This window comes from Streptomyces hoynatensis (genome assembly GCF_003626535.1).
In the GTDB taxonomy this organism is placed as follows: domain Bacteria; phylum Actinomycetota; class Actinomycetes; order Streptomycetales; family Streptomycetaceae; genus Streptomyces; species Streptomyces hoynatensis.
In genome coordinates, this window is the sequence record NZ_RBAL01000005.1 from 343,769 (window position 1) to 367,590 (window position 23,822).

The 23,822-nt window shown below is 75.0% G+C and carries 24 protein-coding genes; 9 read left to right on the plus strand and 15 right to left on the minus strand.

Going from position 1 to position 23,822, the window contains the following annotated elements; translation table 11 throughout:
- Positions 1-111 precede the first annotated feature (111 nt).
- Together D7294_RS11865 and D7294_RS11870 are read left to right on the plus strand one after the other, a co-directional pair.
- Positions 112-1,278 carry a pyridoxal phosphate-dependent aminotransferase gene (locus tag D7294_RS11865; RefSeq protein ID WP_120678516.1) on the plus strand — a complete coding sequence of 389 codons (1,167 nt, stop codon included), beginning with the start codon at positions 112-114 and terminating at the stop codon, positions 1,276-1,278.
- A 269-nt stretch (positions 1,279-1,547) separates the two neighbouring features.
- A complete protein-coding gene (locus D7294_RS11870; protein WP_120678518.1) occupies positions 1,548-1,919 on the plus strand; it encodes a nuclear transport factor 2 family protein in 372 nt (123 codons plus the stop codon).
- A gap of 174 nt (positions 1,920-2,093) precedes the next feature.
- Here D7294_RS11870 and D7294_RS11875 read toward each other — a convergent pair whose 3' ends face one another.
- The 7 genes from D7294_RS11875 to D7294_RS11910 form a co-directional block, all read right to left on the minus strand.
- On the minus strand, positions 2,094-2,435 hold the full coding sequence (locus D7294_RS11875; protein ID WP_120678520.1) for a rhodanese-like domain-containing protein: 342 nt from the start codon (positions 2,433-2,435) through the stop codon (positions 2,094-2,096).
- Between the two features lie 167 nt (positions 2,436-2,602).
- A complete protein-coding gene (locus D7294_RS11880) occupies positions 2,603-3,589 on the minus strand; it encodes a J domain-containing protein (protein WP_194117743.1) in 987 nt (328 codons plus the stop codon).
- A gap of 125 nt (positions 3,590-3,714) precedes the next feature.
- Positions 3,715-4,962, minus strand: coding sequence for a sugar ABC transporter permease (locus D7294_RS11890; RefSeq protein WP_120678522.1), 1,248 nt, complete (start codon positions 4,960-4,962; stop codon positions 3,715-3,717).
- A complete protein-coding gene (locus tag D7294_RS11895; protein ID WP_120678524.1) occupies positions 4,953-5,735 on the minus strand; it encodes an ATP-binding cassette domain-containing protein in 783 nt (260 codons plus the stop codon). Before D7294_RS11895 ends, D7294_RS11890 begins: the two co-directional genes overlap by 10 nt.
- Positions 5,638-6,837: a substrate-binding domain-containing protein gene (locus D7294_RS11900; protein WP_120678526.1), complete on the minus strand. Its 1,200-nt coding sequence runs from the start codon at positions 6,835-6,837 to the stop codon at positions 5,638-5,640. Before D7294_RS11900 ends, D7294_RS11895 begins: the two co-directional genes overlap by 98 nt.
- 151 nt (positions 6,838-6,988) lie before the next feature.
- Positions 6,989-9,433, minus strand: coding sequence for a SpoIIE family protein phosphatase (locus D7294_RS11905; RefSeq protein WP_120678528.1), 2,445 nt, complete (start codon positions 9,431-9,433; stop codon positions 6,989-6,991).
- Positions 9,434-9,662: 229 nt separating this feature from the next.
- The gene (locus D7294_RS11910) at positions 9,663-10,058 is read right to left on the minus strand and encodes a winged helix-turn-helix transcriptional regulator (protein WP_120678530.1); all 396 of its coding nucleotides are present in this window, start codon (positions 10,056-10,058) and stop codon (positions 9,663-9,665) included.
- A 126-nt stretch (positions 10,059-10,184) separates the two neighbouring features.
- Here D7294_RS11910 and D7294_RS11915 point away from each other — a divergent pair, with 126 nt between their 5' ends.
- Complete coding sequence (locus D7294_RS11915) at positions 10,185-10,832, plus strand: FMN-dependent NADH-azoreductase (RefSeq protein WP_120678532.1); 648 nt, start codon at positions 10,185-10,187, stop codon at positions 10,830-10,832.
- 10 nt (positions 10,833-10,842) lie between these two features.
- Here the strand turns inward: D7294_RS11915 and D7294_RS11920 are convergent, their stop codons facing one another.
- Complete coding sequence (locus tag D7294_RS11920; protein ID WP_120678534.1) at positions 10,843-12,153, minus strand: NAD(P)-binding domain-containing protein; 1,311 nt, start codon at positions 12,151-12,153, stop codon at positions 10,843-10,845.
- 80 nt (positions 12,154-12,233) lie between these two features.
- Positions 12,234-13,502: a carboxylate--amine ligase gene (locus D7294_RS11925; RefSeq protein ID WP_194117744.1), complete on the minus strand. Its 1,269-nt coding sequence runs from the start codon at positions 13,500-13,502 to the stop codon at positions 12,234-12,236.
- A 219-nt stretch (positions 13,503-13,721) separates the two neighbouring features.
- On the opposite strand from D7294_RS11925, the gene D7294_RS11930 reads away from it, so the two are divergent.
- Positions 13,722-14,330 carry a TIGR03086 family metal-binding protein gene (locus tag D7294_RS11930; RefSeq protein ID WP_120678536.1) on the plus strand — a complete coding sequence of 203 codons (609 nt, stop codon included), beginning with the start codon at positions 13,722-13,724 and terminating at the stop codon, positions 14,328-14,330.
- Between the two features lie 103 nt (positions 14,331-14,433).
- Here the strand turns inward: D7294_RS11930 and D7294_RS11935 are convergent, their stop codons facing one another.
- From D7294_RS11935 to thiC, 4 genes are all read right to left on the minus strand, one after another.
- A complete protein-coding gene (locus D7294_RS11935; RefSeq protein ID WP_120678538.1) occupies positions 14,434-15,918 on the minus strand; it encodes a VWA domain-containing protein in 1,485 nt (494 codons plus the stop codon).
- Positions 15,919-15,946: 28 nt separating this feature from the next.
- Entirely contained in the window at positions 15,947-16,222 is a 276-nt protein-coding gene (locus D7294_RS11940) for a putative quinol monooxygenase (protein WP_241562285.1), read from the minus strand.
- Positions 16,223-16,445: 223 nt separating this feature from the next.
- Entirely contained in the window at positions 16,446-16,592 is a 147-nt protein-coding gene (locus tag D7294_RS11945; protein WP_120678542.1) for a lasso RiPP family leader peptide-containing protein, read from the minus strand.
- A gap of 179 nt (positions 16,593-16,771) precedes the next feature.
- A complete protein-coding gene (thiC, locus tag D7294_RS11950; protein WP_120678544.1) occupies positions 16,772-18,427 on the minus strand; it encodes a phosphomethylpyrimidine synthase ThiC in 1,656 nt (551 codons plus the stop codon).
- Between the two features lie 186 nt (positions 18,428-18,613).
- Here thiC and D7294_RS11955 point away from each other — a divergent pair, with 186 nt between their 5' ends.
- Positions 18,614-19,963 (plus strand): YibE/F family protein, encoded by a 1,350-nt coding sequence (locus tag D7294_RS11955; protein ID WP_241562301.1) that lies wholly within the window; start codon positions 18,614-18,616, stop codon positions 19,961-19,963.
- Here the strand turns inward: D7294_RS11955 and D7294_RS11960 are convergent.
- Together D7294_RS11960 and D7294_RS11965 are read right to left on the minus strand one after the other, a co-directional pair.
- Positions 19,929-20,141, minus strand: coding sequence for a DUF5326 family protein (locus tag D7294_RS11960; protein WP_120678546.1), 213 nt, complete (start codon positions 20,139-20,141; stop codon positions 19,929-19,931). The two genes, D7294_RS11955 and D7294_RS11960, sit on opposite strands and share 35 nt — an antisense overlap.
- A gap of 191 nt (positions 20,142-20,332) precedes the next feature.
- Positions 20,333-20,650 (minus strand): cupin domain-containing protein, encoded by a 318-nt coding sequence (locus tag D7294_RS11965; RefSeq protein WP_120678712.1) that lies wholly within the window; start codon positions 20,648-20,650, stop codon positions 20,333-20,335.
- 49 nt (positions 20,651-20,699) lie between these two features.
- On the opposite strand from D7294_RS11965, the gene D7294_RS11970 reads away from it, so the two are divergent.
- The 4 genes from D7294_RS11970 to D7294_RS11985 all read left to right on the plus strand — a co-directional run bounded on the left by D7294_RS11970 (position 20,700) and on the right by D7294_RS11985 (position 23,810).
- Positions 20,700-21,077: a phage holin family protein gene (locus D7294_RS11970; protein ID WP_120678548.1), complete on the plus strand. Its 378-nt coding sequence runs from the start codon at positions 20,700-20,702 to the stop codon at positions 21,075-21,077.
- A 70-nt stretch (positions 21,078-21,147) separates the two neighbouring features.
- A complete protein-coding gene (locus D7294_RS11975) occupies positions 21,148-21,573 on the plus strand; it encodes a low molecular weight protein-tyrosine-phosphatase (protein WP_120678714.1) in 426 nt (141 codons plus the stop codon).
- Entirely contained in the window at positions 21,570-22,454 is an 885-nt protein-coding gene (locus tag D7294_RS11980; RefSeq protein WP_120678550.1) for a fructosamine kinase family protein, read from the plus strand. The genes D7294_RS11975 and D7294_RS11980 overlap by 4 nt, the downstream gene beginning before the upstream one ends.
- 225 nt (positions 22,455-22,679) lie before the next feature.
- Complete coding sequence (locus D7294_RS11985; RefSeq protein ID WP_120678553.1) at positions 22,680-23,810, plus strand: cystathionine gamma-lyase; 1,131 nt, start codon at positions 22,680-22,682, stop codon at positions 23,808-23,810.
- Positions 23,811-23,822 lie beyond the last annotated feature (12 nt).

A 23,822-nucleotide genomic window follows, 5' to 3' on the forward strand; every position in this document is an offset into this window, starting at 1 on the left:
GGCGAGTGACGTGGGGCCGGGCATCGGCGAGGATGGGCGGCGAAGGATCGGCGCAAGCCCGGGGCGCGGAGGTCCGGACGTCCCGGGTGTCCGGGTGAGGACGGTGGAGAGATGGGCGGCAGGCCGCTGCTGAACCGCAGGCTGGACGGGCTCGGCACGACGATCTTCGCGGAGATGTCGGCGCTGGCCACCGCGACGGGCGCGATCAACCTCGGCCAGGGCTTTCCCGACACGGACGGCCCCGAGTCCGTGCGCGAGGCGGCCGTGCGGGCGCTGCGCGAGGGCCGCGGCAACCAGTACCCGCCGGGTCCCGGCATCCCCGAGTTGCGCGCCGCCGTCAGCGCACACCAGCGCCGGTTCTACGGCCTTGGCTTCGACCCGGACACGGAGGTCCTGGTCACCGCGGGGGCGACGGAGGCGATCGCGGCGGCCATGCTGGCGCTGCTCGAACCCGGGGACGAGGTGATCGCCTTCGAGCCCTTCTACGACTCCTACGCCGCCTGCATCGCGATGGCCGGCGCGCGGCGGGTGCCGCTCACGCTGCGCGCGCCCTCCTTCCGCCCGGACCTGGACGAGCTGCGCGCCGCGATCACCCCGCGCACCCGGCTCCTCCTGCTCAACACCCCGCACAACCCGACCGGGATGGTGCTCACCGAGGAGGAGCAGCAGGCCATCGCGGCGCTCGCCGTCGAACGTGACCTGCTGGTCGTCACCGACGAGGTCTACGAGCACCTCGTCTACGAGGGCACCCACCGGCCCCTCGCGGCCCTGCCCGGCATGCGCGAGCGCACGGTCACCATCGGCTCGGCGGGCAAGACGTTCTCCTTCACCGGCTGGAAGGTCGGCTGGGTGACGGCGAGCGCCCCGCTCGTCGCGGCCGTCCGCACGGCCAAGCAGTACCTGACCTACGTCAGCGCGGGCCCCTTCCAGTACGCCGTCGCCGAGGCGCTGCGGCTGCCGGACGCGTACTTCGACGAGTTCCGCGAGGGCCTGCGCCGGAAGCGGGACCTGCTCGCTGCGGGCCTGCGCGCGGCCGGGTTCGAGGTCTACCTCCCCGAGGGCACGTACTTCATCACCACCGACATCACCCCGTTCGGCGAGAAGGACGGCTACGCCTTCTGCCGCGCGCTCCCCGAGCGCTCCGGGGTGGTCGCCGTGCCCAACTCCGTGTTCTACGACGACCCGCAGGCCGGCCGCAGTCAGGTTCGCTTCACCTTCTGCAAGCGGGAGGAGACCCTGGAGGAGGCGGCAACCCGCCTCAAGCGCCTGGCCGCCTGACCCCTCAGGGGCGGCACGGGGGCGACGCACCCTCCGGGCTCACCCGCGCGTCTCGGCCCGGCCGGGATCGTCGCCGTCGAGGGGGCGCGGCGACTGCTCTGAGACCCACGGGATGCCGAGCGGGGCGCAGCGCGAGCACGCGCGGGGCGGTGCCGCGCGGCATTACCTGGGACGTTATCGACCCGGGCCCGCCTGGCGCGGAAGTATCGGGGCATCGGACGGGCCGCCGGCCGGTCCGGAAGGACCCACACCGCGTGAGGAGAAGCAGCATGGCAGGCACGGCTTTCGACACACTGGCCGAGCGCTACATCGCCACCTGGAACGAGACCGACCCCAAGGCGCGGCGGCGGGCCGTCGAGGCCCTGTGGAGCGAGGACGGCCGTTACGTCGACCCGCTGGTGGAGGCCGAGGGCCCCGCGGCGATCGACGCGACCATCGCCGCGGTCCAGCAGCAGTTCGACGGGATGACCTTCCGCCTCGCGGGCCCGGTCGACGGCCACCACGACCAGGCGCGTTTCACCTGGGAGCTGGGGCCCGAGGGCGGCGAGGCGCTGGTCGTCGGCTTCGACGTGGCGCAGACCGACGGGCAGGGCCGCCTGGTCCGGGTCCTCGGCTTCCTCGACCGCGTCCCCACCGCCTGAGCCCGGCAGGACCGAAGGACCGCGCACACCGCCCGAGGCGCCCGGGCGGAACCGCGGCCGGAGAGCCGGCCCACCGAACGCCCCCGCCCGGCGGGCGCGTTCGGGTTCAGGGGGCGTGACCGGATTCAGGGGGCGTGACCGGGCTCAGGAGCCCGGCCGGGTTGAGGACCGGGTTCAGAGGACGTAGGGGTCGGCGTCCGACTCGGCGACCAGGGGGCGGCCCGCGGCCTGCCAGGCGTGCATGCCGCCGTCCACGTTCACCGCTTCGAGGCCCTGCTGGAGCAGGTAGGCGGAGACCTGCGCGGAGCGGCCACCCGCCTTGCACACCACGTAGAGGGGCCGGTCCCCGGCGTGGGCGGTGATCTCGTCGAGTCGCTGGACGACCTCCCCGATGGGGATGTGCAGCGCCCCCTCGGCGTGGCCTGCGGCCCACTCGTCCGGCTCCCGGACGTCGAGCAGCGGTGCCTCGGCGGGCACCGCGTCCGGGGTGACCGCGGGAAGTGATGCGAAGCTCATGGGCCCGACCCTATCCCCGGAGAAAACCCGGGAGGTAACCCCGGAGAGAGGCGCGGAGAAAACCCCCTGGGGAAAACGCCCGCCCGGTCTCCCCACGGCCCGGCCGCCCCAACGGGCCCGGCCGCGCCAACCGGCCCGGTCTCCCCACGGCCCGGCCGCCCCGGCGGCTAGCCGCGCCGCTCGGCTTCGCCGCCCCGGCCGGCCGCCTGGAGGCCGGCGAGTTCCGTCTCCCGGTCGGCCACCTGCTTCTTCAGCCCCTCGGCGATCTCGTCGAGCATCCCGTCCGGGTCGTCCCCCGCCATCCGCAGCATCGAGCCGACGGCGCTGGCCTCCAGCGCGGCGGCGGCGTCGGCCAGCAGTTCCTTGCGCTGCGCGAGCCACTCCAGCCTGGCGTACAGCTCCTCGTGCCTGAGCCAGGCGTCCTGGGTGCCGGGGCCGCCGCGTTCCCACTCCTCGGCGAGGGAACGCAGCTCCGCCTCGTCGCCGCGGGCGTAGGCCTGGTTGACGCGGGAGACGAACAGGTCGCGGCGGCCGCGTTCGGCCTGGTCGGTGACCAGGTCGGGGTGGCACCTGCGGACCAGCTCCCGGTAGAGCCTGCGGGCCTCCTCGCTCGGCCGCACCCGCGGGGGCTGCTGCACGGGCTGCTCGGTGAGCATCGCGTACGCCTCCTGGCTGAAGCCCGAGCCGTCGAGCCAGCCGTGGAACAGCTCGGAGACCCGCGGCATCGGCGCCACGGCCGCCCGCAGCTCCCGCGCCCGCCGCTCGTCCTCCGGGTCGCCCGAGCGGGCGGCCACCGCCTCGGCGATCAGCGCGTCGAGCTCCTCGAGCCGGGCGTAGTAGGGGCCGAGGCGCTGCTCGTGCAGCCGGGAGAAGTTCTCCACCTCGATCCTGAAGGTCTCCACCGCGATCTCGAACTCGATCAGCGCGGTCTCCGCGGCGTGCACCGCCCGCGCCAGCCGCTCCGCCGCCTCGTCCACGCCATCCGCGCCGTCCGCGCCGTCCGCGCCGGCCGTCTCGGGTGTCCCGTCCGCCCCGGGCGCGCCGTCGCCGGCGGCCTCGGCGGCGTCCGCCCTCTCGCGCCCCGGGTCCGTCTCGCCCGCCCCGCCGGTCCCGCTCGCCTCCGGCGTGGGCTCGGCCGCTGCCTCGTTAGCCACCCGGCCAGCCTAGTGCCGTGGCAACGAAGCTTCGCCGCCACGGCACCGGGGCCTCGTGGGGAGGGGACCCCGCGCGCCCCGCGCCGCCCCCGCGCCCCCGCCGTGACCCGCGCGCCGGGGCGCGCTCAGGCGCGGCCGTGGGACCTCTGGGCCCGCCGGGACAGGGAGTCGAGGACCACGGCGGCGAGCAGCACGCTCCCGGTGATCATGAACTGCACGGCGACCTGGACCCCGAGCAGGGCCATCCCGGAGGCGATGGACTGGATGACGAGCACGCCGAGCAGCGCGGCCCAGGTGGTGCCGCGGCCGCCGAAGAGGCTGACGCCGCCGATGACGGCCGCGGCGATGACGTCGATCACCAGGTCGCCCTGGCCCGAGGTCTGGCCGACGGAGGTGATCCTGGAGGCGAGGAAGAGCCCGCCGACGGCGGCCATCGCGCCGGAGACGGTGAAGACCGACATCCGCACGGCCTCCACGGCGATGCCCGCGCGCCTGGCGGCCTCGATGCCGCCGCCGAGCGCGAAGATCTTCCGGCCGTAGGTGGTGCGGCGCAGCACGAAGTCCAGCACGGCCAGCGTCACGAGGAGGATCAGGACGGAGAGCGGCAGGCCGCGGAAGCCGATGAAGACCCCGGCCGCGCCGAAGAGCACCGCGCCGAGCAGGCCGGCCCGCACCGCCACCGCGCCGAGGGTGGGCCCGGGCAGCCCGGCGACCGTGCGGCGGCGGCGGCCGAGCAGCGCCACGGCCAGGTACGCGGCCAGCCCGAGGGCGGCCAGGCCCAGGGGGATGAGGGCGTTGCCGAAGTAGTGGTTGGTGAGCGTGGCGACCAGGCCCTGGTCGTCGAGGTTGATCGAGCCGTGGGTGTCGAGGATGAAGAGCATCAGCCCGTTCCAGGCGAGCAGCCCGGCCAGGGTGACGACGAAGGCGGGCACGCCGAGGCGGGCGACGAAGAAGCCGTGCACGGCCCCGGCCGCGGCGCCGCCGAGCACGGCGATGAGGCAGGCGAGCCACTCGGGCACCCCGGCGTTCACGTTCAGCTGGGCGAAGATCGCCCCGGCCAGGCCGCTGACCGAGCCGACCGACAGGTCGATGTCGCCCACGAGCAGCACGAAGATGACGCCGACGGTGATCAGCCCCATGCCGACCAGGTCCACGCTCAGGTTGGACAGGTTGCGCGCGGACAGGAAGTCCGTGTCGATGCTCTCGAAGACGATCCAGATGACGACCAGGCCGAGGACGACGGGCAGCGAGCCCGTCCGGCCGACGCGCCAGGCGGTGACGAGGGTGCCGGCGCCCCACCGCAGGAGGCGGAGGCACTCGCGCAGGTACCGGGTGGCGCCGCCCGGGGGCGGCTCCCGGTCGTTCACGGCCATGGCCGCACGGGCTTTCGCCCGGTGTTGTCGGTGGCGCCGGTGATCGAGGCGATGATCTGCTCCTGCGGGGTGGTGTTCACGTCGAAGAACCCGTTGTTGCGGCCGAGGCGCAGGACGGCGACCTGGTCGGCGACGGCCTTGATGTCGCCCAGGTTGTGGCTCACGATCAGGACGGCGAGGCCGCGTTCGCGCATCTGCTCGATGAGGTCGAGGATGTGGGTCGCCTGCTCGATGCCGAGCGCGGCGGTCGGCTCGTCGAGCACGACGGCCTCCGGCGCGCCGAGCAGTGCCCTGGAGACGGCGACGGACTGGCGCTGCCCGCTGGAGAGGGTGGCGACCGGGGCCCTGAGGTCGGGAATCCTGATGGCCAGGCTGCCGAGCAGTTCGCTCGCCCGGCGCTCCATCTCGACCTCGTCGAGCACGCCCGCCCGGTGCACCTCGCGGCCGAGGTACAGGTTCCCGACGACGTCGAGGTTCTCGCACAGCGCCAGGTCCTGGTAGACGGTGGCGATGCCGAGCGCCCTGGCGTCCTGCGGGCGGTGGACGCGGACGGGCTCGCCCTTCCACTCGATGACGCCCTTGTCCGCGGGGTCGGCCCCGGCGATGACCCGCACCAGCGTGGACTTCCCCGCGCCGTTGTCGCCCACGAGGGCGACGACGTGGCCGCCGCGGACCTCAAGCTCGATGTCGGCGAGCGCCTGTACGGCGCCGTAGCGCTTGTGGATCCCGCGCAGCCTGAGCGTCGGCGCGGGTTCGCGTGACACGTGAACCATCTCCTCGCGAGCCGGCCTGGGGGGCGTCGGTGAGTCCGGCCCGCGCGCAGGCGGACTCGTACCTCGGGGTGCATATCTCGCCGACGGAGTACAGCCCGTCCCTGACGACGGTCTCCCCGATGTTGCCCGCGGTGACGGAGATCGGCTCGGCCAGGGCCGCGGGGATGTCCCGGGTGCTCTCGCTGTCGACGCGGTACGGCGCGAGGTCGCCGAGCGGGCGGTCGCGGGCGAGGGCGAGGGCCATCTCCGCGGCGGCGAAGGCCTCGCGCCGGTAGGGCTTGTAGACCGTCTGGTACTGCTGGCCCGCGAGGATGCGCTGGAGGGCGGCGAGGGTCGCGTCCTGCCCGGTGACCGGGGGCAGCGGGGACACGCCGTCGGCGCGCAGCGCGGCGATGACGCCGGAGGCGATGCCGTCGTTGGCGGCCAGCACGCCGTCGATGTCCTCGGCGCCGAGGTTGGCGATCGCGCCGGTCATGTCGGTGAACGCCACCGACGGCACCCAGCCCCTGACGTGGTACTCCTTGCCGATCCTGACCCGGCCCCCGAGGACGTCGAGGGCGCCCTGCCGGAAAACGGCGGCGTTCGGGTCGGTCTCGGAGCCGTTCATCATGACGACGAGGCTGTCGTGCGCCCGGTCCCCCAGGGCCCGCAGCAGGGCGCGGCCGAGCAGCCCGCCCACCTCGTCGTTCTGGAAGGAGGAGTAGGCGGCCACGGGGCCCTCGGCGAGCCGGTCGTAGGCCACCACGGGGATGCCGGAGTCCGCGGCGTTCCGCACGGAGCTGCGCACCGCGTTGGCGTCGACGGCGGTGAGGATCAGCACGTCCACGCCGTTGACGACCATGGCCTCGAACTGCTGCTGCTGGATGGCGGCGTTGCCGTTGGCGTTGGCCGAGATCACCCGGCAGTCCGCGCACAGTTCGGAGATGCGCTGCTTCATCAGGGGCCCGTCGAACTGCTCCCACCGGGAGACCTCGGTGTCGGAGAGCAGCAGGCCGACGGTGAGGCCGTGGGAGCCGTCCTGGCCCGCGGCCGGCCCGCCGCAGCCGAGGAGGGCGCCGGCCAGGGCGGCCGCGAGCGCGGCGTGACGGCGCGCCGTCGCCATGGGGCCCTCCTCCCTTCGCCGGGCAGGCCGCCCCCCCGCGCCGGTGGGCGGCCCTGGAAGGCTATAAGACGCTCTTCGGACATTCCTCGCAACACGTCGTTTTCCGCCCGGGAGTGCGGCGCCGGGAGTGCGGCGCCCGGCCCGCCGGGGGTCAGCCGCCGCCCGCGGCGCCCCCCGCCGCCCCCGCGGCCCCCTCCGCCGCCCGGCCGTCCCCGGGCGGCGGCTCCCGCTCCGCCGGCGGCACCTCGACCTCGGCCCACACCTGCTTGCCGCCGCTGAGCGGCACCGAGCCCCAGCTTGAGGACACCGCGGAGACCAGCAGGACGCCGCGGCCGCCGGTGGCCTCCCAGTCCATCGCCGGGGCCTTCACCGGGGTGCGCGGCGAGTTGTCGCTGACGGCGATGCGCAGCCGCTCGCCCGCCAGGGTGAGATCGAGGCGGACCTGGCCCTCGGTGTGCACCAGGGCGTTGGTGACCAGTTCGGAGACGATCAGCAGGGCGGCGTCGGCCGATTGGGCGAGGCGCCAGGAGCGCAGCGTCCGCGAGGCGAACCGGCGGGCGTGCCCGCAGGCGTTGGGCAGCCGCCACACCTCCCACGAGGCCCGGCGCGGCCGGACCCGCATCCCGTCGTAGCGCAGCGCGAGCAGGGCCACGTCGTCGTCGCGCCGGTCCGCGGCGCCGAGCAGGGCGTCGGCCAGGGCGCCCACGTCCGCGGGGTCCTGGGGGCCCATCAGCGCGCGCACCCTGGCGAGACCGTCCTCAAGACGCAGCTCGGCGGACTCCACCAGGCCGTCGGTCAGCAGGACGAGGACGCTGCCGGGGGCGAGGGCGAGCGTGGTCATCGGGAACTCGGCGTCCGGGTCGATGCCCAGCGGCGGGCCGCCCTCGATGTCCAGCTCCCTGGTGCCGCCGTCCGGGTCACGCACCAGCGGCGGCAGGTGGCCGGCCCGGACGAACCAGCTGTCCCCCTCCTCCATGTCCATGGCCACGTAGGTGCAGGTGGCGAACAGGTCGGTGCGCATGCCGACCATCAGCCGGTTGGCATGCGAGACGACCACGTCGGGCGCGTGCCCCTCGACCGCGTAGGCCCTGATGGCGGTGCGGATCTGGCCCATGATGGTGGCCGCGGCGGCGCTGTGCCCCTGCACGTCGCCGATCACCAGCGCCACGTGCCGGTCGGTCAGCTGGATCACGTCGTACCAGTCGCCGCCCACGTCGAGCCCCGCGGTGGCGGGCAGGTAACGCGCCACGGCCACGCCGCCCGGCAGCTCGGGCAGCGTGCGCGGCAGCAGGCTGCGCTGGAGGGTCTCGGCCAGCTCGTGCCTGGCGTCGTACGCCCTGGCCCGCACCATGGCCTGCCCCGCCAGCGCGGAGGCCGCCGTCAGCAGGAACCGCTCCTCGGTGTTGAACTGGTGCCGCTCCTCCCAGCCGACCAGGCACAGACCGGCCGTTCTGGTGTCCGCGGGCAGCGGGAGCACGGCGAGGCCGCCGGGGCCCACCTCGGCGAGCCCCGGCTCCACCTCGGTGCCGGCCGGCCACAGCGCCATGCGGCGGTCGAGCAGCGCGGCCTGCACCGTCGGCAGCTCGCTGCCGGGCACCTCGGGCCATTCGGCGCGCCAGGCCGCGGGCCAGGCGGCGAGGTCGTCGGGCACCAGGGCGGCGACGACCAGGCGGTCGGCCTGGCTGGCCGCGAGCATCACCCGGGAGGCGCCGAGCTCGCGCAGCGCGCTGACCGTGACCTCGCCGATGTCCCGCACGGTCACCGCCGTGGCGAGCGTGGCGGACAGCCGCTGCACCCGGGACACCTCGTCGCCGCCCGGGCGCAGCCGCGAGGCGTCGGCGATCACGGCGATCAGCCGCTCCGGGCGGCCGGCCGCGTCGGCGAGCACCCGGCAGCGCATGTGCAGCCAACGGACCTCGTCGGGCGCGACCCTGATCCGGTATTCGATCTCCCGGTCGCCCGAGACGGAGGGCGAGGGCTCGATGAGGGACATCATCGCGGGCAGGTCCTCGGGCACGGTGTGGGCGAGCAGGGTCTCCACCCGGCCGTCGAAGTCGCCCGGCTCGGTGCCGAGCAGGGCCAGGGCCTGCGGGTCCGCCTCGACCATGCCGTCGCTCAGCGTCAGGCAGAAGGCGCCGGGACGGAAGCGCTGCACGGCGTCGCGGACCAGCTCGCGGTCCTCGGGGCCGCCGCCGGCCTCCAGCCGTTCGGTGAGGTGGGCGGCGTACAGCTCGGCGGTGACCCGCTGCTCGGCGTCGAAGCCGCGCGGGGAGCGGGCGGCGACCAGCAGGCAGCCGAAGGGGCCGCCGCGCGCCCCGAGCGGCAGCGCGCCGAGCGTGACGCCGGGGGGCGGGCCCTGGCCGCCCTCGCGGTAGGGGGCGAGCGCCTTCTCCTCAAGCCACAGCGGGCGGGCGAGGCGGATGGCCTCGGCGACGGGGAAGCGCGCGGCCGTCTCGCAGGCGTCGGGAAGGCCGTAGTCCCCGGGGCTGCCGCCGGCGGAGTCGGCGAGGCGCAGCTCGGCGGTGTCGCGCCGCAGCACGTAGAGCGCGGTGGACTCGGCACCGCCGAACGCGCGCGCCTGTTCGGTCACCCGCATCGCCTCCGGCCCGTTCGCACGCCAACCGAGAAACCCCGAGAGGAACAAGAAGTGCCGGATGAACCGGGCCGGCCCGGGACGCCCCGCGCAAGGGCGGAGGCCGGCACTCCCAGCGTAAGGAAGGAGACGGCGCACGGCCCGGGGAGCGAAGGGGGCGAAGGTCTCGCGCCGGGGGGTCGCGCCCGGGGTTCGGGCGCCGGGGCCCGGGCGCCTGGCGCTCAGCGCCTGGTCAGGACCTGAACTCGCGGGGGCACCGCTCCCCGTCCTCCAGGTGCGCCACGGCCCACCTGGTCAGCTCGACCATCGCGGGGCGCAGCTCGCGGCCCGCCTCGGTGAGCTCGTAGCTGACCCGCAGCGGCGGGCCCTCCTGGACCCGGCGCGTCACCAGGCCGGCGGCGGTGAGCTCGCTGAGCCGGTCGGAGAGCATGCGCTCGCTGATGCCGGGAACGGCCCGCTTGAGCTCGGCGAAGTGCCCGGGACCGGTCATCAGGGCGGCGATGAGCGGCCCCGACCAGCGCTTGCCCAGCAGGTTGAAGACGCTGAGGACGGCGCCCTCGGGCTCGCTGCAGGTCCCCCCGGCCTCGCCCAGGGCCAGGACATCCCGATCGTCCCGTTCTTCGCGCATGTCGCCACCCTACCGGAAAGGTAGTCGCTGAAGAAAAGTAAGCTGCTGTGGTATACCTAGTTACGTACTGCCCCGCAGTCGTTAGATGAATCCTAAACCACCTCTATCCGCTCTGGAGGCATCACCATGGCCACGCTGCTCCACATCGACAGCTCCCTGAACGGCGAGAACTCGGTCTCCCGCGCCGTCGCACGAAGCTTCAGGGAGGCGTGGGAACAGCAGCACCCCGAGGGCACGGTGCGATACCGCGACCTGGCGGCCGAGCCCCTTCCGCACCTGGACGGGCTCGCCTACCACACGCAGTCGGTGCCCGCGGAGGAGCGCACCCCCGAGCAGGTGGCGGCCTTCGCCCTGCGCGAGGAGCTCGCCTCCGAGCTGGAGGCCGCGGACGCCGTCCTCATCGGCGCCCCGCTGTACAACTACTCGATCCCCTCGAACCTGAAGGCGTGGCTCGACCACGTGATCATCATGGGCCGCACCGCGGGCGAGGGCTCCACGATCGCCGGCAAGCCGGTCACCGTGGTCACCAGCCGCGGCGGCTCCTACGCCCCCGGTACGCCGATGGAGGGCAACGACTTCGCCCACCCCTACCTGAACTGGCTGCTCGGCGGTTCCCTGGGGATGGACGTCGAGTTCATCGTGCCCGAGCTCACCCTCGCGCCCATCGTGCCCGCGATGGCCGGGCTGATCGGCAAGTCCAAGGAGTCCCGGGAGCGCGCCCACGAGCAGGCGCGGGAGCGGGCCAAGGCGCTGGCCGCCCAGCTGGCCGCCTGATCCCGCGCGGCTACTCGGGGCGGCCGGCCGCCGCCCCGGTGGCCCACCCCGCGGCTCCGCGGGCCGAGGCCGCGGGGCGCGGCACCTGCGCCGCGCCCCGCCCGCCGCCCAGGCGCCGCCCGACCCCGCGCACCAGGCGCCCCGCGGTGAACGTCGCCCCGTGCACGAAACGCATCGAGGGCCCGAACGAGGGCGCCGTCAGCAGCCCGGCGAAGAACAGCCCAGGCCGTGAGGACTCGAAGCCCGCGGTCAGCTCGGGGGCCGTGGTGCCCCGCACCTTGCGCACCGCGTGGCGCAACGAGGGGTCGAGGATCTCCAGCCGCCGCAGGTCCGTGACGAACCCCGTCGCGGCGAGCACGTGCTCCGTCTCGACCACCGCCGGCTCCCCTCCGCCGCTCCCCGCGCCGCCCGCCGGGTCGACCGCGAGTTCGAGGCGGACCCCGCCGTCCGCGGCCACCGCCCGCACCAGCCGGTGCCCGAGCCGCACCGGCACCACGCCCTCCAGGCGGTCGCGGAGCCACCACGCCCCGGCCGGACCCAGCGCGTTCTCCACGATGCGCGCCCTGGTGCGCGCCGGCAGCCGCCGCACGGCGTTCGGCAGCCGCGACCAGGTCCAGCTCGACCAGCCGGGGCCGAGCGCGCTGTGCGGCGTCCGCAGCGTGGCCATCGGCCCACGGTGCAGCGGCAGCGGCGGCGTGTTCCACCGGAGGCGGGGCGCCCTGGCCAGCACCAGGGGCCGCGCGCCCGCCTCGGCCAGTAGCGCCGCCGTCTCCAGGGCCGCCTGCCCCGCCCCGATCACCGTCACGTGCCTGCCCCGGAACCGGCGCAGGTCGCGGTGGTCGCTGCTGTGCGAGGCCAGCCCGGGCGGCAGTTCGCGCAGTGGCTCGGGCAGGCGGATCAGCGGCAGCACCCCGGCGGCCATCGCCACGCACCTGGTGAGCAGCACCGCCCCGTCCGCCGTCTCCACCCGGTAGCCGCCGGCGTGCGGCGCCACCGTCGTCACCGTGCGGTCCTCCACCGGCACCGGCAGCCGCCCGGCGAACCACAGCCCGTAGTCCGCGAACGTGGCCAGCGGCAGCGGCCGCCCGTGCTCCGCCCGCAGCCCGTGAGCCGCGGCATAGGCGGCGAGCGTGCCCGTGCCCTGCGGGTCGGAGAGGTCGGAGGCCCAGGGCTCCGACTTCAGGAACATGCCGGCCGGCATGTGGTCCCGCCAGGACGCCATGGCCCGGCCGAGCAGCCGCAGGTCGAACCCGGCCGCCGCGGCGTGCGCGGCGATCGAGAGACCGTAGGGCCCGGCGCCCACCACAACGAGGTCATGCATGACGCCTCCCGTACGCACTCTCGCCACTGTCCCCCTCCGAATCTCACGTGCCCCCGGCCGCCCGGGGGCACCGGCCGCGGTCACCGCGCCACGGTCTCGCGGGCCGGCGCGGGGCTCCGCCGCCCGCGCCCCGGCCCCGGGGGGCGCGCGGCACCCCCGGTCCCCAGGCCGCGGTTGGCGGCCCGGCCGAGCAGCCCCGCCGCCATCGCGAAGAACGGCGCGGGATCGTCCGCGGCCAGCCAGGCCCACTCGGCCTCCCGCCCCCGGCCGCCGCCGGGCCGCCGGGCCCGGCGCGCCGCCAGCGAGGCGAGCAGCGCGTAGTTCTCGACGAGCAGGACCCGCCCCGGCGCGGGCCGCGGCGGGCCCACCTCGCGCCCGGTCAGGTCCAGGTGCAGCGCCCGCACCACGTCGAGCCCGGCCAGGTCCGTGAACAGCCGGAACTGCGCGCCGGGGCGCGGGTTGAAGTCGAGCAGGTGGTACTCGCCCGAGGCCGGGTCCCGGCGGAAGTCCAGGTCGAGGACGCCGTGGTAGCCGAGCCGGCTCGCCAGCAGCCGCGCCGCCTCCTCGACCTCGGCATTCGGCACCCACCTGCCCACGGCGGTGAGCCCCGCCCGCGGCGGCCAGGCCAATTCCTTGCGCCCGGTGCCCCCGAACAGCAGCCGGCCACCCGCGCCGAACGTCCCGTGGAAGAACCAGTCGGCCCCGGGGCCGCCGGGCAGCAGCCGCTGGAACAGCAGCCTGCCGCCGGCCCCCGCCCCCTGCGCGTACAGCCGCCGCGCCTCCTCCTCGCTGTTCACCAGGGTCGTGCTGCGCAGCGCGCCGCCCGGCGGGAGCAGCCAGGGGCGGCTCCACTTCGCGACCGCGGGCAGGCCGAGCGCCCGCACGGCCGCCGCGGCCCCGGCCGGTCCTTCCGGCACCTCGATCGGCGGCTGCGCGACGCCGAGTTCGGCGCACAGCCCGGCGAGCCGCTCCTTGTCCGCGACCCGCTCCACCACTCCGGGCGGTGGGGCCGGCAGCAGGAAGCTCCCGGCCAGCCGGCTGGCGAGGAGGGCCGCGGCGAGGGCGCTCGCCTCGTCCATCGGGATCAGCACCGCGGGCCGCCCGATCCGCCCCGCCGCCGCGCGCAGGGCCTCCGCCACGTCGGCGGGCGAGGTGGGGTCGCCGCGGAACTGGTGCCGGGCCGCCAGGTGCCGGGAGCGCGCCAGGGGCCCGCCGGCCGGCTCGACGAAGGCGTGCACCTCGACCCCCGCCCGCCCCAGCGACCTGATCGCCCCCAGCGAACCGTGATGGAAGGGATTGCGGTCGAGCCGCAGCAGCAGCGCGGGCACCCGCGTATCGAGCGAGGACATGGAGCGATCTTCATCGCCCGCCGGGCGGGGCGTTCCCGGTGCGGCCGGGGGCATCCCTGATTCGGCCCAGGCAGAAGCGTTCACCCGGCCCAATCAAAGGATCATCGGCCCAACGCCGCCGCCCGGCACGCCGCCCCCGCACGCCCCCGGCTGCCCCGCCCGGCGTAGCGGTCCGCGGGAACGCGATGAGTTCCGGCGCCGGGACCGGTCCCCCTCGGCATGAGCGATCACCTGCCCACGGCCGCCGCCGTGGATCTCACGCCCCTCGCCCGCCGGGTGGCGGGCCTGCTCGACGGCGTGGCCGAGGAGTGCTTCGCCGCGCCCACCCCCTGCGCGCGCTACCGGGTGGCCGACCTGCTCCGGCACCTGCTCGGCCTGACGGTGGCCTTCCGCGACGCCGCCCGGAAGGCGTTCGGGCCGACGACCCAGGCCGGCCCCGCGGACCCGGACGCCCCCTTCCCCGCGGTGACCGGCGACTGGCGGGGCCGGCTGCGCTACCAGCTCGACGAGCTGGCGGCGGCCTGGCGCGAGCCAGGCGCCTGGCAGGGCGAGACCCAGGCGGGCGGGGTGACGCTCCCCGCGGGGCTCGCCGGGCGCTTCGCCCTGAACGAGCTGCTGCTCCACGGCTGGGACCTGGCCCGCGCGACCGGCCAGCCCTTCGAGTGCGACGAGGAGAGCGCCGGGGTGGCGCTCGCCCTGCTCTCCGGCCTCGACGAGGCCGCGCGGGCGCGCGCCGGCTTCGGGCCCGCCCTCGGCATCCCGGCCGGGGCCACGCCGCTCGACCGGGTGGTCGCGCTCGGCGGGCGGCGGCCCGGCTGGACCCCGTGAGGCGGCGGGGTACGCGCAGGGGGCGGCCGGGGTGCGCGCACGGAGCGGCCGGCGCGCCGGGCGCCGCGGCGGGCCGCCACCCCGGCCGGGGTGGCGGCGCGCCTCAGCCCCTGAGGATTCCGGCCTGTCGCGCCGCCGCCAGCCAGGAGGGGAACTCCGAGAGCAGCCGGTCGTAGAGCTCGGCGTCCGGCACCTTGGCGATGTCGTTCACCGAGAAGAAGCCGACGTTGTCGATGCTGCGGTCCGGCAGCGTGTCGAGCTTCTGCAGGACGCCGTAGTTGGACCGGCCAAGGCCCACGAACTGCCAGAAGACCGGCTCCGGCTCCGACATCCGCAGCTGGCCCTCGATCTCGGCGTTGCGGTAGACGCCGCCGTCCGAGAAGAAGAGGACGAGGGTGGGTTCGGGCACCGGGGTGGCCCGGACGAAGTTCCTGACCTCCTCGATGACCTTCTGCTCCTCGTTCTGGATGCCGACCTGCTTCATGTCGACCTGTCCTGGCTGCAGCCCCGGGGCCGCCTTCTTGCGGCGGCCGAAGAGCCCCATCTCGCCGACCCGCACGTGCAGGCCGATCCACGCCGGGAGTTCGGCGATCGTCAGGTCGGGGAGCCTGGCCGGGTTGCTGGCGAAGGTCCAGGCCTGCATGGTGCCGTCGTCGTCGAGGGCCGCGGCGACGGCCGCCATGCGCTCCACCACGCCGGCGACGATGCCCTTGGCGTACAGCTTGGCCATCGAGCCGGAGGCGTCGAGCACCAGCACGACCCGGGCCCGCACCCCGCCGGCCCCGCGCTTGGCGAGGCTCACGGCCACCTGCTCCTTGCGCAGGGACAGGCGCTTGCGCATGTCGATCGGCAGCGCCTCCTCCCCCTTGGTGAGGGAGGGCCCCGGCGCGGCGGCGGGCGCGGGAGGTGCGGGGGGCGTGGGCGGAGCGGCGGGCGCCGGAACGTGCGCGGGGGCGGCCGGAGGTGGGGGCGCGGGCACGGCGGCGGGCGCCGGCGCCTGCACGACCCCGCCGGCGCCGTACCCCTCCTGCTCGCCCCCGTTCCCGTTCTCGTTCGCGTTCTCGTCGTCGTCCACCGTGATGCCGAAGTCGGTGGCCAGGCCCGCGAGTCCGCTGTCGTACCCCTGGCCCACCGCGCGGAACTTCCACTGCCCCTGGCGCAGGTACAGCTCCCCGCTGACGAAGGCGGTCTCCGTCGTCGCCGTCATCGCGAAGACGGCGAGCTCCTCGCCGGACGCGGCGTCCTCAAGGCGGAGCGTGAGCCCCGGCAGCTGCCCGAACGTCCCGCCGTCCGCCGAGGCCGCAAGCACCACCCGCTCCACGCCCGGCTCCAGCGCGGCCAGATTCACCTCAAGGCTGTCCACGCCCGGGCTCTTGCCCAGGTGCCGCACGGCGCCCGAGGCGTGCCGCGGCTGGTTGTAGAAGACGAAATCGCCGTCGTCGCGCACCCGTCCGGTGCCGGTCAGCAGCAGCGCGGAGGCGTCGGCGTCCGGTGTCCCCCGGCCGGCCGCCGCCCAGGTGAGCCGGGCGCGGACGGCGGGGGCGGCAAGGGGGATGTTCGCGCCCTTGCCGAGCGTTATGGCAGTCACCCGGCCAGTCTGCACGAACGGACCGGAATCAGGCACCGAGCCCGCCGAGGACCTTCGTCTCCTGCCGCGTGAACTCCCCCGTCAGCAAGGGCATTGCCTCCGCGATGGCGGCCTGCGCCTCGGGCAGCCGCAGCGAGGCGTCGTGCGCCTCCCTGCTCTCCCACACCTCGGTCACCCAGATCGCGTCGGCGTCGTCCTCGGAGAGGCTCACCACGTACGACCTGCACCCTGCCTCGCTCAGCGCGGAGGCGGAGCGGAGCAGCAGCGCCGCCACCTCCTCCCGCCGCCCGGGTCGCGTGCGCATGCTTCCGATATAGCCGTAGTGCTCCATGCGCCCATCCTGCCCGGGCGTTCCGGCGCGCGGGTCCCGGCCGCGCCGCCACCTCCGTCACCGGCGCGGCCGTCCTTGCGGCACCTCCGGCGGCACCGCGCCGCCCGGCAACGTCGCCGACGTCGCCGGGCGGCCTCGTCCGCGGTGGACAACGCCGCCCGCCCCCACGGGGCGCCCTGGTCCCGGATCCTCCCGGCTAGTCCCAGTAGTCGTAGTTGTTGGCGCCCTCGGTCATGAAGATGTTGGACCCTCCCCGGGTCCTGGCCACGAAGCCCCCCGCCTCCTCCAGCACCGGGGGAACGTAGACCTCCCGCCGCTGCTCCACGCTCGGTTCCTCGCTCATCGCCACTGCCTCCCTTCCGCCGACACGCGCGGCGTACGGTCAACTACCCTGCGCGCACAGGGGAGATGCGCACGCTCACCCGAAGCGGTGACGCGCCCGCCCCGAAACCCCGGCAGCCGCGCGCCCGGCCGGGCGGGAGGGGCGTCCACCCGGCCGGAAGCGCCGCCCGCGCGCCCCGGCTAGTCGGTCAGCGGCAGGTAGACGCGGTTGCCCGCCCGGGCGAACTCGCGGGACTTGGCCAGCATCCCGGCCTGGATCTCCTCCTGGGTGAGCCCCTCGGGCGACGGGGAGCCGTACGTCTCCATGACGGTCCTGCTGATCTTCATCGAGCAGAACTTCGGCCCGCACATCGAGCAGAAGTGGGCCGTCTTGGCCGGGGCGGCCGGAAGGGTCTCGTCGTGGTAGGAGCGGGCCGTGTCGGGGTCGAGGGCCAGGTTGAACTGGTCCTCCCAGCGGAACTCGAAGCGGGCGTCCGACAGGGCGTCGTCCCACTGCTGGGCGCCGGGGTGGCCCTTGGCCAGGTCCGCGGCGTGGGCGGCGATCTTGTAGGTGATCACGCCCGCCTTGACGTCGTCCCGGTCCGGCAGCCCGAGGTGTTCCTTCGGGGTGACGTAGCACAGCATCGCCGTTCCCCACCAGGCGATCATCGCCGCCCCGATGCCCGAGGTGATGTGGTCGTAGGCCGGGGCGATGTCGGTGGTCAGCGGGCCGAGGGTGTAGAACGGCGCCTCGTCGCACAGCTCCTGCTGGAGGTCGACGTTCTCCTTGATCTTGTGCATCGGGACGTGTCCCGGGCCCTCGATCATCGTCTGCACCTCGTGGGCGCGGGCGATCCGGCTCAGCTCGCCCAGGGTGCGCAACTCGGCGAACTGCGCCTCGTCGTTGGCGTCGGCGATGCAGCCGGGGCGCAGGCCGTCGCCGAGGGAGAAGGTGATGTCGTAGGCGCGCAGGATCTCGCACAGCTCGGCGAAGTGCGTGTAGAGGAAGTTCTCCTCGTGGTGGGCCAGGCACCAGGCCGCCATGATGGAGCCGCCGCGCGAGACGATGCCCGTCTTGCGGCGCGCGGTCAGCGGGACGTACCGCAGGAGCACGCCGGCATGCACGGTCATGTAGTCCACGCCCTGTTCCGCCTGGGCGACGACGGTGTCCCGGTACAGCTCCCAGCTGAGCTCCTCCGCCTTGCCGCCCGCCTTCTCCAGCGCCTCGTAGAGCGGGACCGTGCCCACGGGCACCGGGGAGTTGCGCAGCACCCACTCGCGGGTGGCATGGATGTCGCGGCCCGTCGAGAGGTCCATGACGGTGTCGGCCCCCCAGCGGGTGGCCCAGGTCATCTTCTCGACCTCCTCGTCGATGGAGGAGCTGACCGCGGAGTTGCCGATGTTGGCGTTGACCTTGACCAGGAAGTTCTTGCCGATGATCATCGGCTCGGACTCCGGGTGGTTGACGTTGACCGGCAGGACGGCGCGGCCCGCGGCGATCTCCTCGCGGACGAACTCGGGCGCCCGGTTCTCCCGCACCGCCACGAACTCCATCTCGGGGGTGATCAACCCGCGCCTGGCGTACGCGAGTTGTGTCACCGCGGGGGTGCCGTCCGCGGCCCGCTCGGCGATCCACTCCCGCCGGAGCGGCGGCAGGCCGCGGCGTACGTCGGTTTCCACCTCGGGGTCCGTGTACGGGCCCGAGGTGTCGTACAGCGTCACGTCCTTTCCGTCGGACAGGTGCACCCGCCGCACGGGGACCCGCAGGTCCGCGCGCGAGCCGGTGGGCCCGGGAAGGTACGCCTTGTGCGAGCCGATCACGGGCGTGCGTGACGTGCTTGCTTCGTGCTTGGTCATCAAGACCCACTCCCTACGCCGGCATTACCCGGTAACAGGTTCGGCGGTCGGCGCGGCGGCAGCGCCCTCTCAGCCCCGTGCCCGGAGCTCCCGCGATGTGCTTGGTCGCCCTCCCACGCTAACCGGGCGCCCGGCGGCCTGAACAGTCCCCGCCGCCGGGGCGGCGTGCGCGATGATCGGCGGGTGCTGACTCACGACGACGAGGCCCCGCGCGCCGGCGAGGCCGCGAAGGCGCAGGGCCACGGCCATTCCCATGCCCACGGCCACGGCCCGGCGGCCCCGGTCTCCGCCAGGCTGCGCCGGGTGATAGCGGCGGTGCTGATCCCCTTCGCGGTCGCGGTGCTCGCCGGCCTCGTGGCGCTGTGGCCTGGCGGGACGCCGGCCGAGCAGGAGCACACGGGAGTGGGGTTCGACCAGCCCACCGAGAGCGCCCGGATCACCGAGGTGCGCGAGGTGGGGTGCGAGGACGTCGGGGTGCGCCTGGCGGACGGCGTGCGCGGGGCGTGCGCGCAGGCCACGGTGGAGGTGACCTCGGGCGAGAACGCGGGGCGCACGTTCACCCAGGTCGTGCCGCCGGACGCGACCCAGCGCTACGAGGTGGGGCAGAAGGTCACGGTGGCCTACTCGCCCGAGGCGCCCGAGGAGTTGCAGTACAGCATCAGGGACGTCGACCGGAAGCTGCCGATACTGCTGCTCGCGGGGATCTTCGCGCTGGCGGTGGTCGCCGTCGGCCGGCTGCGCGGGCTGCTGGCGCTGGCCGGGCTCGGGGTGAGCTTCGCGGTGCTGACCCTCTTCATCCTGCCCGCCGTGCTGCGCGGCTCGAACCCGCTGGCCGTGGCGGTCGTCGGCGGCAGCCTGATCATGCTGCTGACGCTGTACCTGTGCCACGGGCTCAACGCGAGGACCTCCGTGGCGGTGCTCGGCACGCTGGCCTCGCTGGTGCTGATCGGGGTGCTCGGCTCCTGGTTCATCGACCTGGCGCACCTGACCGGCAACACCGACGAGCAGACGGCGCTCGTGCACGGCCTCTATCCGGGGATCGAGGTGCGCGGGCTGCTGCTTGCGGGCATCCTCATCGGCTCCCTCGGGGTGCTGGACGACGTGACCGTGACGCAGACCTCGGCGGTGTGGGAGCTGAAGCGGGCCGATCCGGCGGCGGGCTGGCTGCGGCTGTACCGCGCGGGGATGCGGATCGGGCGCGACCACATCGCCTCGGTGGTCAACACCCTGGTGCTCGCCTACGCGGGCGCGGCGCTGCCCCTGCTTTTGCTCTTCACGATCGCACACAGCGACGTGGGCACCGTGGCGTTCAGCGAGGTGGTCTCGGAGGAGATCGTGCGGACCCTGGTGGGCTCGGTCGGCCTGGTCGCCTCGGTGCCGCTGACGACGCTGCTTGCGGCGCTGGTGGTGAACGCCGACCGGCCGCCGGCGGCGGGCCGGCCGGCCACGGGGGAGGCGGCGGCGGAGGGGGCCGGGGCGGGGGCGGCGGTGCCGGCGCAGGCTACCAGCCACCGCCGGAGGAGGAGGAAGAGGTGACCTTGCGCACCACGTAGATGAGGATCGCGACCAGCGCCGCGAAGATGAGGATGCGGAAGAGCAGGCCCACGACCCAGGTGATCACGGTGACGAGCAGGCTGCCGAAGACGACCAGCGCGATGGCGGGGATGGCGATCCACCGCAGCCACCACGGCAGTGTCATAAAGGCTTGCTTCATTGCCCCGGCTTCCCTCCATCGATGCGCGATCGGTCTCGCGATACTTCGATGCTAAGCGCGCCGGGGGTGCGGCGGGAGGCCCTCCGGCCCCCGTCGGCCCCTGACCGTTCCCTGAATCGACCCTGAGTGAGGACCGCGAGGGGGCCCGGGGTGCCGGGCGGTCCCGCCTCCGCTCCGGCCGGGCGGCCGGGTCAGCCCTCGGGCGGCGAGAAGACGACGAGGACCCGCAGGTCCTCGGTGATGTGGTGGAACCTGGCCGGGGTGCCGGCGGGCACGAAGACGACGCTGCCGCGCGCGACCGTGGTCGTCTCCTGACCCACGGTCATCGCGGCGCGCCCGCTGACCACGACGTTGACCACGTCCTGCCGCTGGGCGCGCTGGGTGTCCTGCTCGCCCGGGGCGAGCGCGTAGAGGCCGACCGACATATTGCGTTCGCGAAGGAAACGGAGGTACGCTCCCTGATTCGCCATCCGCTCGGCCTCAAGTCGGTCAAGCCGGAACTCTTTCATCCGCCCCATACCCCTTGCGCAGCAAGTTCCATCTGAAACGATCCCCGGTATGACAAGCATCCTGTTCAGGTTCATAGCCAATGCCGTCGCGCTCGGCGTCGCCGTCTGGCTGGTGGGTGACATCACCCTCGGCGAGGACGGCGCGAGCAACGGCAGCAAGACGGTCACCCTGCTCGTCGTCGCGCTGATCTTCGGCGTGGTGAACGTCGTCGTCAAGCCCGTCGTGAAGTTCTTCTCACTGCCCCTCCTCATCGTCACGCTCGGCCTGTTCACACTCGTGATCAACGGCCTGATGCTGCTGCTGACCGACTGGATCGCGGGCGACTCCTTCGAGGTCGACGGGTTCGGCGCGGCGGTCTTCGGCGGCCTGATCGTCTCCATCGTCTCCTGGGCGGTGAACCTCGTCCTCGACCGCGACGACGACTGAAAGGAAGCAGGAGACGGACACCGTGTACCGCATCAGCTTCGTCTGCACGGGAAACATCTGCCGCTCGCCGATGGCCGAGGCGGTGTTCCGGGCGCGGCTCGCCGAGGAGGCCGCGGGGCCGGCGGGCCCCGGGGGAGAGGCGGTGGCCGACAGCGCGGGCACCGGCGGCTGGCACGTCGGCGAGCCCGCCGACCCCCGCGCCACCGAGGCGCTGCGCGCCGCCGGTTACGACCTCCCGGACGACTGGCACACCGCGCGCCGCTTCGAGGCCGCCTGGTTCGGCCGCTACGACCTGGTGGTCGCGCTCGACCGCGGGCACGAGCGGGCCCTGCGCCGCCTGGCCCCGACGCCGGGCGACGCGGCGAAGATCCGCCTGCTGCGCGGCGACGGGCGGGACGTCCCCGACCCCTACTACGGGGACGCCGAGGACTTCGCCCAGTGCCTGAAGATCATCGAGGACGCGATGCCCGGGCTCCTCGCGGCGCTCCCCCGGTGACCGGCGCGGAGCTGGCCCGGCGGGTGGGCTCGGTGGGCGGCGTGCCGGCGACCGGCGCCCGCCCCCTCGCGGGCGGCGACATCTGCGACGCCTACCGCGTCGAACTCGCCGACGGCACCGCCGTCTTCGCCAAGACCCTGGCCGGGGCCCCGGCCGACTTCTTCCCCGCGGAGGCCGCGGGCCTCGGCCTGCTGCGCGGGACCGGGGCCGTGGCCGTGCCGCGGGTGCTGGCCGCCGGGGAGGGCCTGCTCCTGCTGGAGTGGGTGGAGCCCGCGGCGCCGAGCGCCGCGCAGGCCGAGCGGCTCGGCCGGGAACTCGCCGCCCTGCACGCCACCCCGGCCCCGCACTACGGGAGCGAGGGCCCGCTCTACCTCGGCCCCCTCCCCCTGCGCGGCCCGCGGCCCCCCGTCTCGGCGCCCGCGGACTGGCCCGCCTTCCACGTCGCGTACCGGCTGCTGCCTGCGCTGCGGCAGGCCGTGGACAACGGCGGGATCTGCGCCGCCGACCGGCGCGACGTCGAGACGCTGTGCGCCCGCCTCCCCGAGGTGGCGGGAGAGCCGCAGCCCCCGGCCGTCATCCACGGCGACCTGTGGTCGGGAAACGTGCTGTGGACCGCGGGGGAGCGGGCCCACCTCATCGACCCGGCGGCCCAGGGCGGGCACCCGGAGACGGACCTGGCCCTGCTGGAAGCCTTCGGCTGCCCGCACGTCGACCGGCTGCTCGCCGCCTACCAGGAGCTGCGGCCGCTGCCCGGCCGGGCCGGGCGGGCTCCCCTGCACCTGCTGCACCACATGCTCGTGCACGCCGCCCTCTTCGGCGGCGGCTACGGGGCGCGCAGCGGCGCCCTCGCGCGCGCCGCGCTCCGCTCCGGCGGGCGCTGAACGCCCGCGCGCCGACCCGGCCGCGGCGGCCGGCTCGGGGGCCGCGCGGCGGGGCGCTTACCCTGTCCCGTGGGGGCGCGCGGCGCGGGCACACACGCCGGACCAGCGGCGGAAGGGCACGAGAGGCCCGCCGCACCGGCCCGCGCCCGGCACGCGACGCAGACGACGCAGGCGACGCAGGCAAAACGACACGACACGACCCACGAGACGGCAGGGGTGAAGGCCATGACGGGAGACGGCACGCGCGCCGTGCACGCCGGGATACCCGAGGCCGAGGCGTACCGGCCGCCCGTGCCCGGGCCGGTCCTCGCCGCGCACTACCACCTCCCGGGCGACCCGGCCGTCGCCCCCTACAGCTACGGCCGCACCGGCAACCCGACCTGGACGGCCCTGGAACGCGCCGTGGCCGAGCTGGAGTCCCCGGGCGAGGCGGCCCACGCGGTGGTCTTCCCCTCCGGGATGGCCGCCGTCTCCGCGGTGTTCTCCCTGCTGCGCCCGGGCGAGGCCGCCGTCCTGCCCTGCGACGGGTACCAGATGCTGCCCCGGGCCAGGGCCCGTCTGGAGGAGCGGGGCGTCACGGTCCGCGTCGCCCCCACCGGCGGCGACGCCCAGCTGGACGCCCTGGACGCGGACGTGCGGCTGCTGTGGCTCGAAACCCCCTCCAACCCCGGGCTCGACGTGTGCGACATCCGCCGCCTGGTGGACCGGGCGCGCAGCCTGGCGCCCGGCGCGCTGGTCGCCGTGGACAACACGCTCGCCACCCCGCTCGGCCAGCGCCCGCTGGAGCTGGGCGCCGACCTCGCCTGCGCCAGCGGCACGAAGGCCCTGAACGGGCACGGCGACGTGCTGCTCGGCTACGCCGTCTCCCGGGACGCCGAGCTGGACGCGCGGCTGCGGGAGTGGCGCACGGAAACGGGCGCGATCCTCGGCCCGATGGAGGCGTGGCTCGCGCACCGGGGCCTGGCCACCCTCCAGCTGCGCGTCGAGCGCCAGGCCGTGAACGCCCTGGCGGTGGCCGGCGAACTCGGCCGGCACCCGGAGGTCGCCGGGCTGCGCCACCCCGGGCTGCCCGGTGACCCGGCGCACGAGACGGCGGCCCGGCAGATGCGGTACTTCGGCTGCGTGGTGTCGTTCACCCTGCCGGACCGGGAGCACGCGGAACGGTTCCTCGCCGCGCTGCGGCTGGTCCACGACGCCACCAGCTTCGGCGGCGTCAGGTCGACCGCGGAGCGGCGCCGCCGGTGGGGCGGCGACCCGGTGCCCGAGGGCTTCGTGCGGTTCTCGGCCGGCGTGGAGGACGCCGCGGACCTGGTGGCCGACGTGCGGCAGGCCCTCGCCGCGGCGCGGGGCGCCTAAGGTTTCGCCGCC

Bases quoted from the DNA above. Each gene is read 5' to 3' on its own strand.
- thiC (WP_120678544.1), bottom strand. From the start codon at position 18,427: ATGACCAAGCACGAAGCAAGCACGTCACGCACGCCCGTGATCGGCTCG.
- D7294_RS11915 (WP_120678532.1), top strand. From the start codon at position 10,185: ATGGCCACGCTGCTCCACATCGACAGCTCCCTGAACGGCGAGAACTCG.
- D7294_RS11960 (WP_120678546.1), bottom strand. From the start codon at position 20,141: ATGAAGCAAGCCTTTATGACACTGCCGTGGTGGCTGCGGTGGATCGCC.
- D7294_RS11910 (WP_120678530.1), bottom strand. From the start codon at position 10,058: ATGCGCGAAGAACGGGACGATCGGGATGTCCTGGCCCTGGGCGAGGCC.
- D7294_RS11875 (WP_120678520.1), bottom strand. From the start codon at position 2,435: ATGAGCTTCGCATCACTTCCCGCGGTCACCCCGGACGCGGTGCCCGCC.
- D7294_RS11970 (WP_120678548.1), top strand. From the start codon at position 20,700: ATGACAAGCATCCTGTTCAGGTTCATAGCCAATGCCGTCGCGCTCGGC.
- D7294_RS11895 (WP_120678524.1), bottom strand. From the start codon at position 5,735: ATGGTTCACGTGTCACGCGAACCCGCGCCGACGCTCAGGCTGCGCGGG.
- D7294_RS11930 (WP_120678536.1), top strand. From the start codon at position 13,722: ATGAGCGATCACCTGCCCACGGCCGCCGCCGTGGATCTCACGCCCCTC.
- D7294_RS11940 (WP_241562285.1), bottom strand. From the start codon at position 16,222: ATGCGCACGCGACCCGGGCGGCGGGAGGAGGTGGCGGCGCTGCTGCTC.
- D7294_RS11900 (WP_120678526.1), bottom strand. From the start codon at position 6,837: ATGGCGACGGCGCGCCGTCACGCCGCGCTCGCGGCCGCCCTGGCCGGC.
- D7294_RS11905 (WP_120678528.1), bottom strand. From the start codon at position 9,433: ATGCGGGTGACCGAACAGGCGCGCGCGTTCGGCGGTGCCGAGTCCACC.
- D7294_RS11920 (WP_120678534.1), bottom strand. From the start codon at position 12,153: ATGCATGACCTCGTTGTGGTGGGCGCCGGGCCCTACGGTCTCTCGATC.
- D7294_RS11985 (WP_120678553.1), top strand. From the start codon at position 22,680: ATGACGGGAGACGGCACGCGCGCCGTGCACGCCGGGATACCCGAGGCC.
- D7294_RS11975 (WP_120678714.1), top strand. From the start codon at position 21,148: ATGGCCGAGGCGGTGTTCCGGGCGCGGCTCGCCGAGGAGGCCGCGGGG.
- D7294_RS11865 (WP_120678516.1), top strand. From the start codon at position 112: ATGGGCGGCAGGCCGCTGCTGAACCGCAGGCTGGACGGGCTCGGCACG.
- D7294_RS11965 (WP_120678712.1), bottom strand. From the start codon at position 20,650: ATGAAAGAGTTCCGGCTTGACCGACTTGAGGCCGAGCGGATGGCGAAT.
- D7294_RS11890 (WP_120678522.1), bottom strand. From the start codon at position 4,962: ATGGCCGTGAACGACCGGGAGCCGCCCCCGGGCGGCGCCACCCGGTAC.
- D7294_RS11925 (WP_194117744.1), bottom strand. From the start codon at position 13,502: ATGTCCTCGCTCGATACGCGGGTGCCCGCGCTGCTGCTGCGGCTCGAC.
- D7294_RS11945 (WP_120678542.1), bottom strand. From the start codon at position 16,592: ATGAGCGAGGAACCGAGCGTGGAGCAGCGGCGGGAGGTCTACGTTCCC.
- D7294_RS11870 (WP_120678518.1), top strand. From the start codon at position 1,548: ATGGCAGGCACGGCTTTCGACACACTGGCCGAGCGCTACATCGCCACC.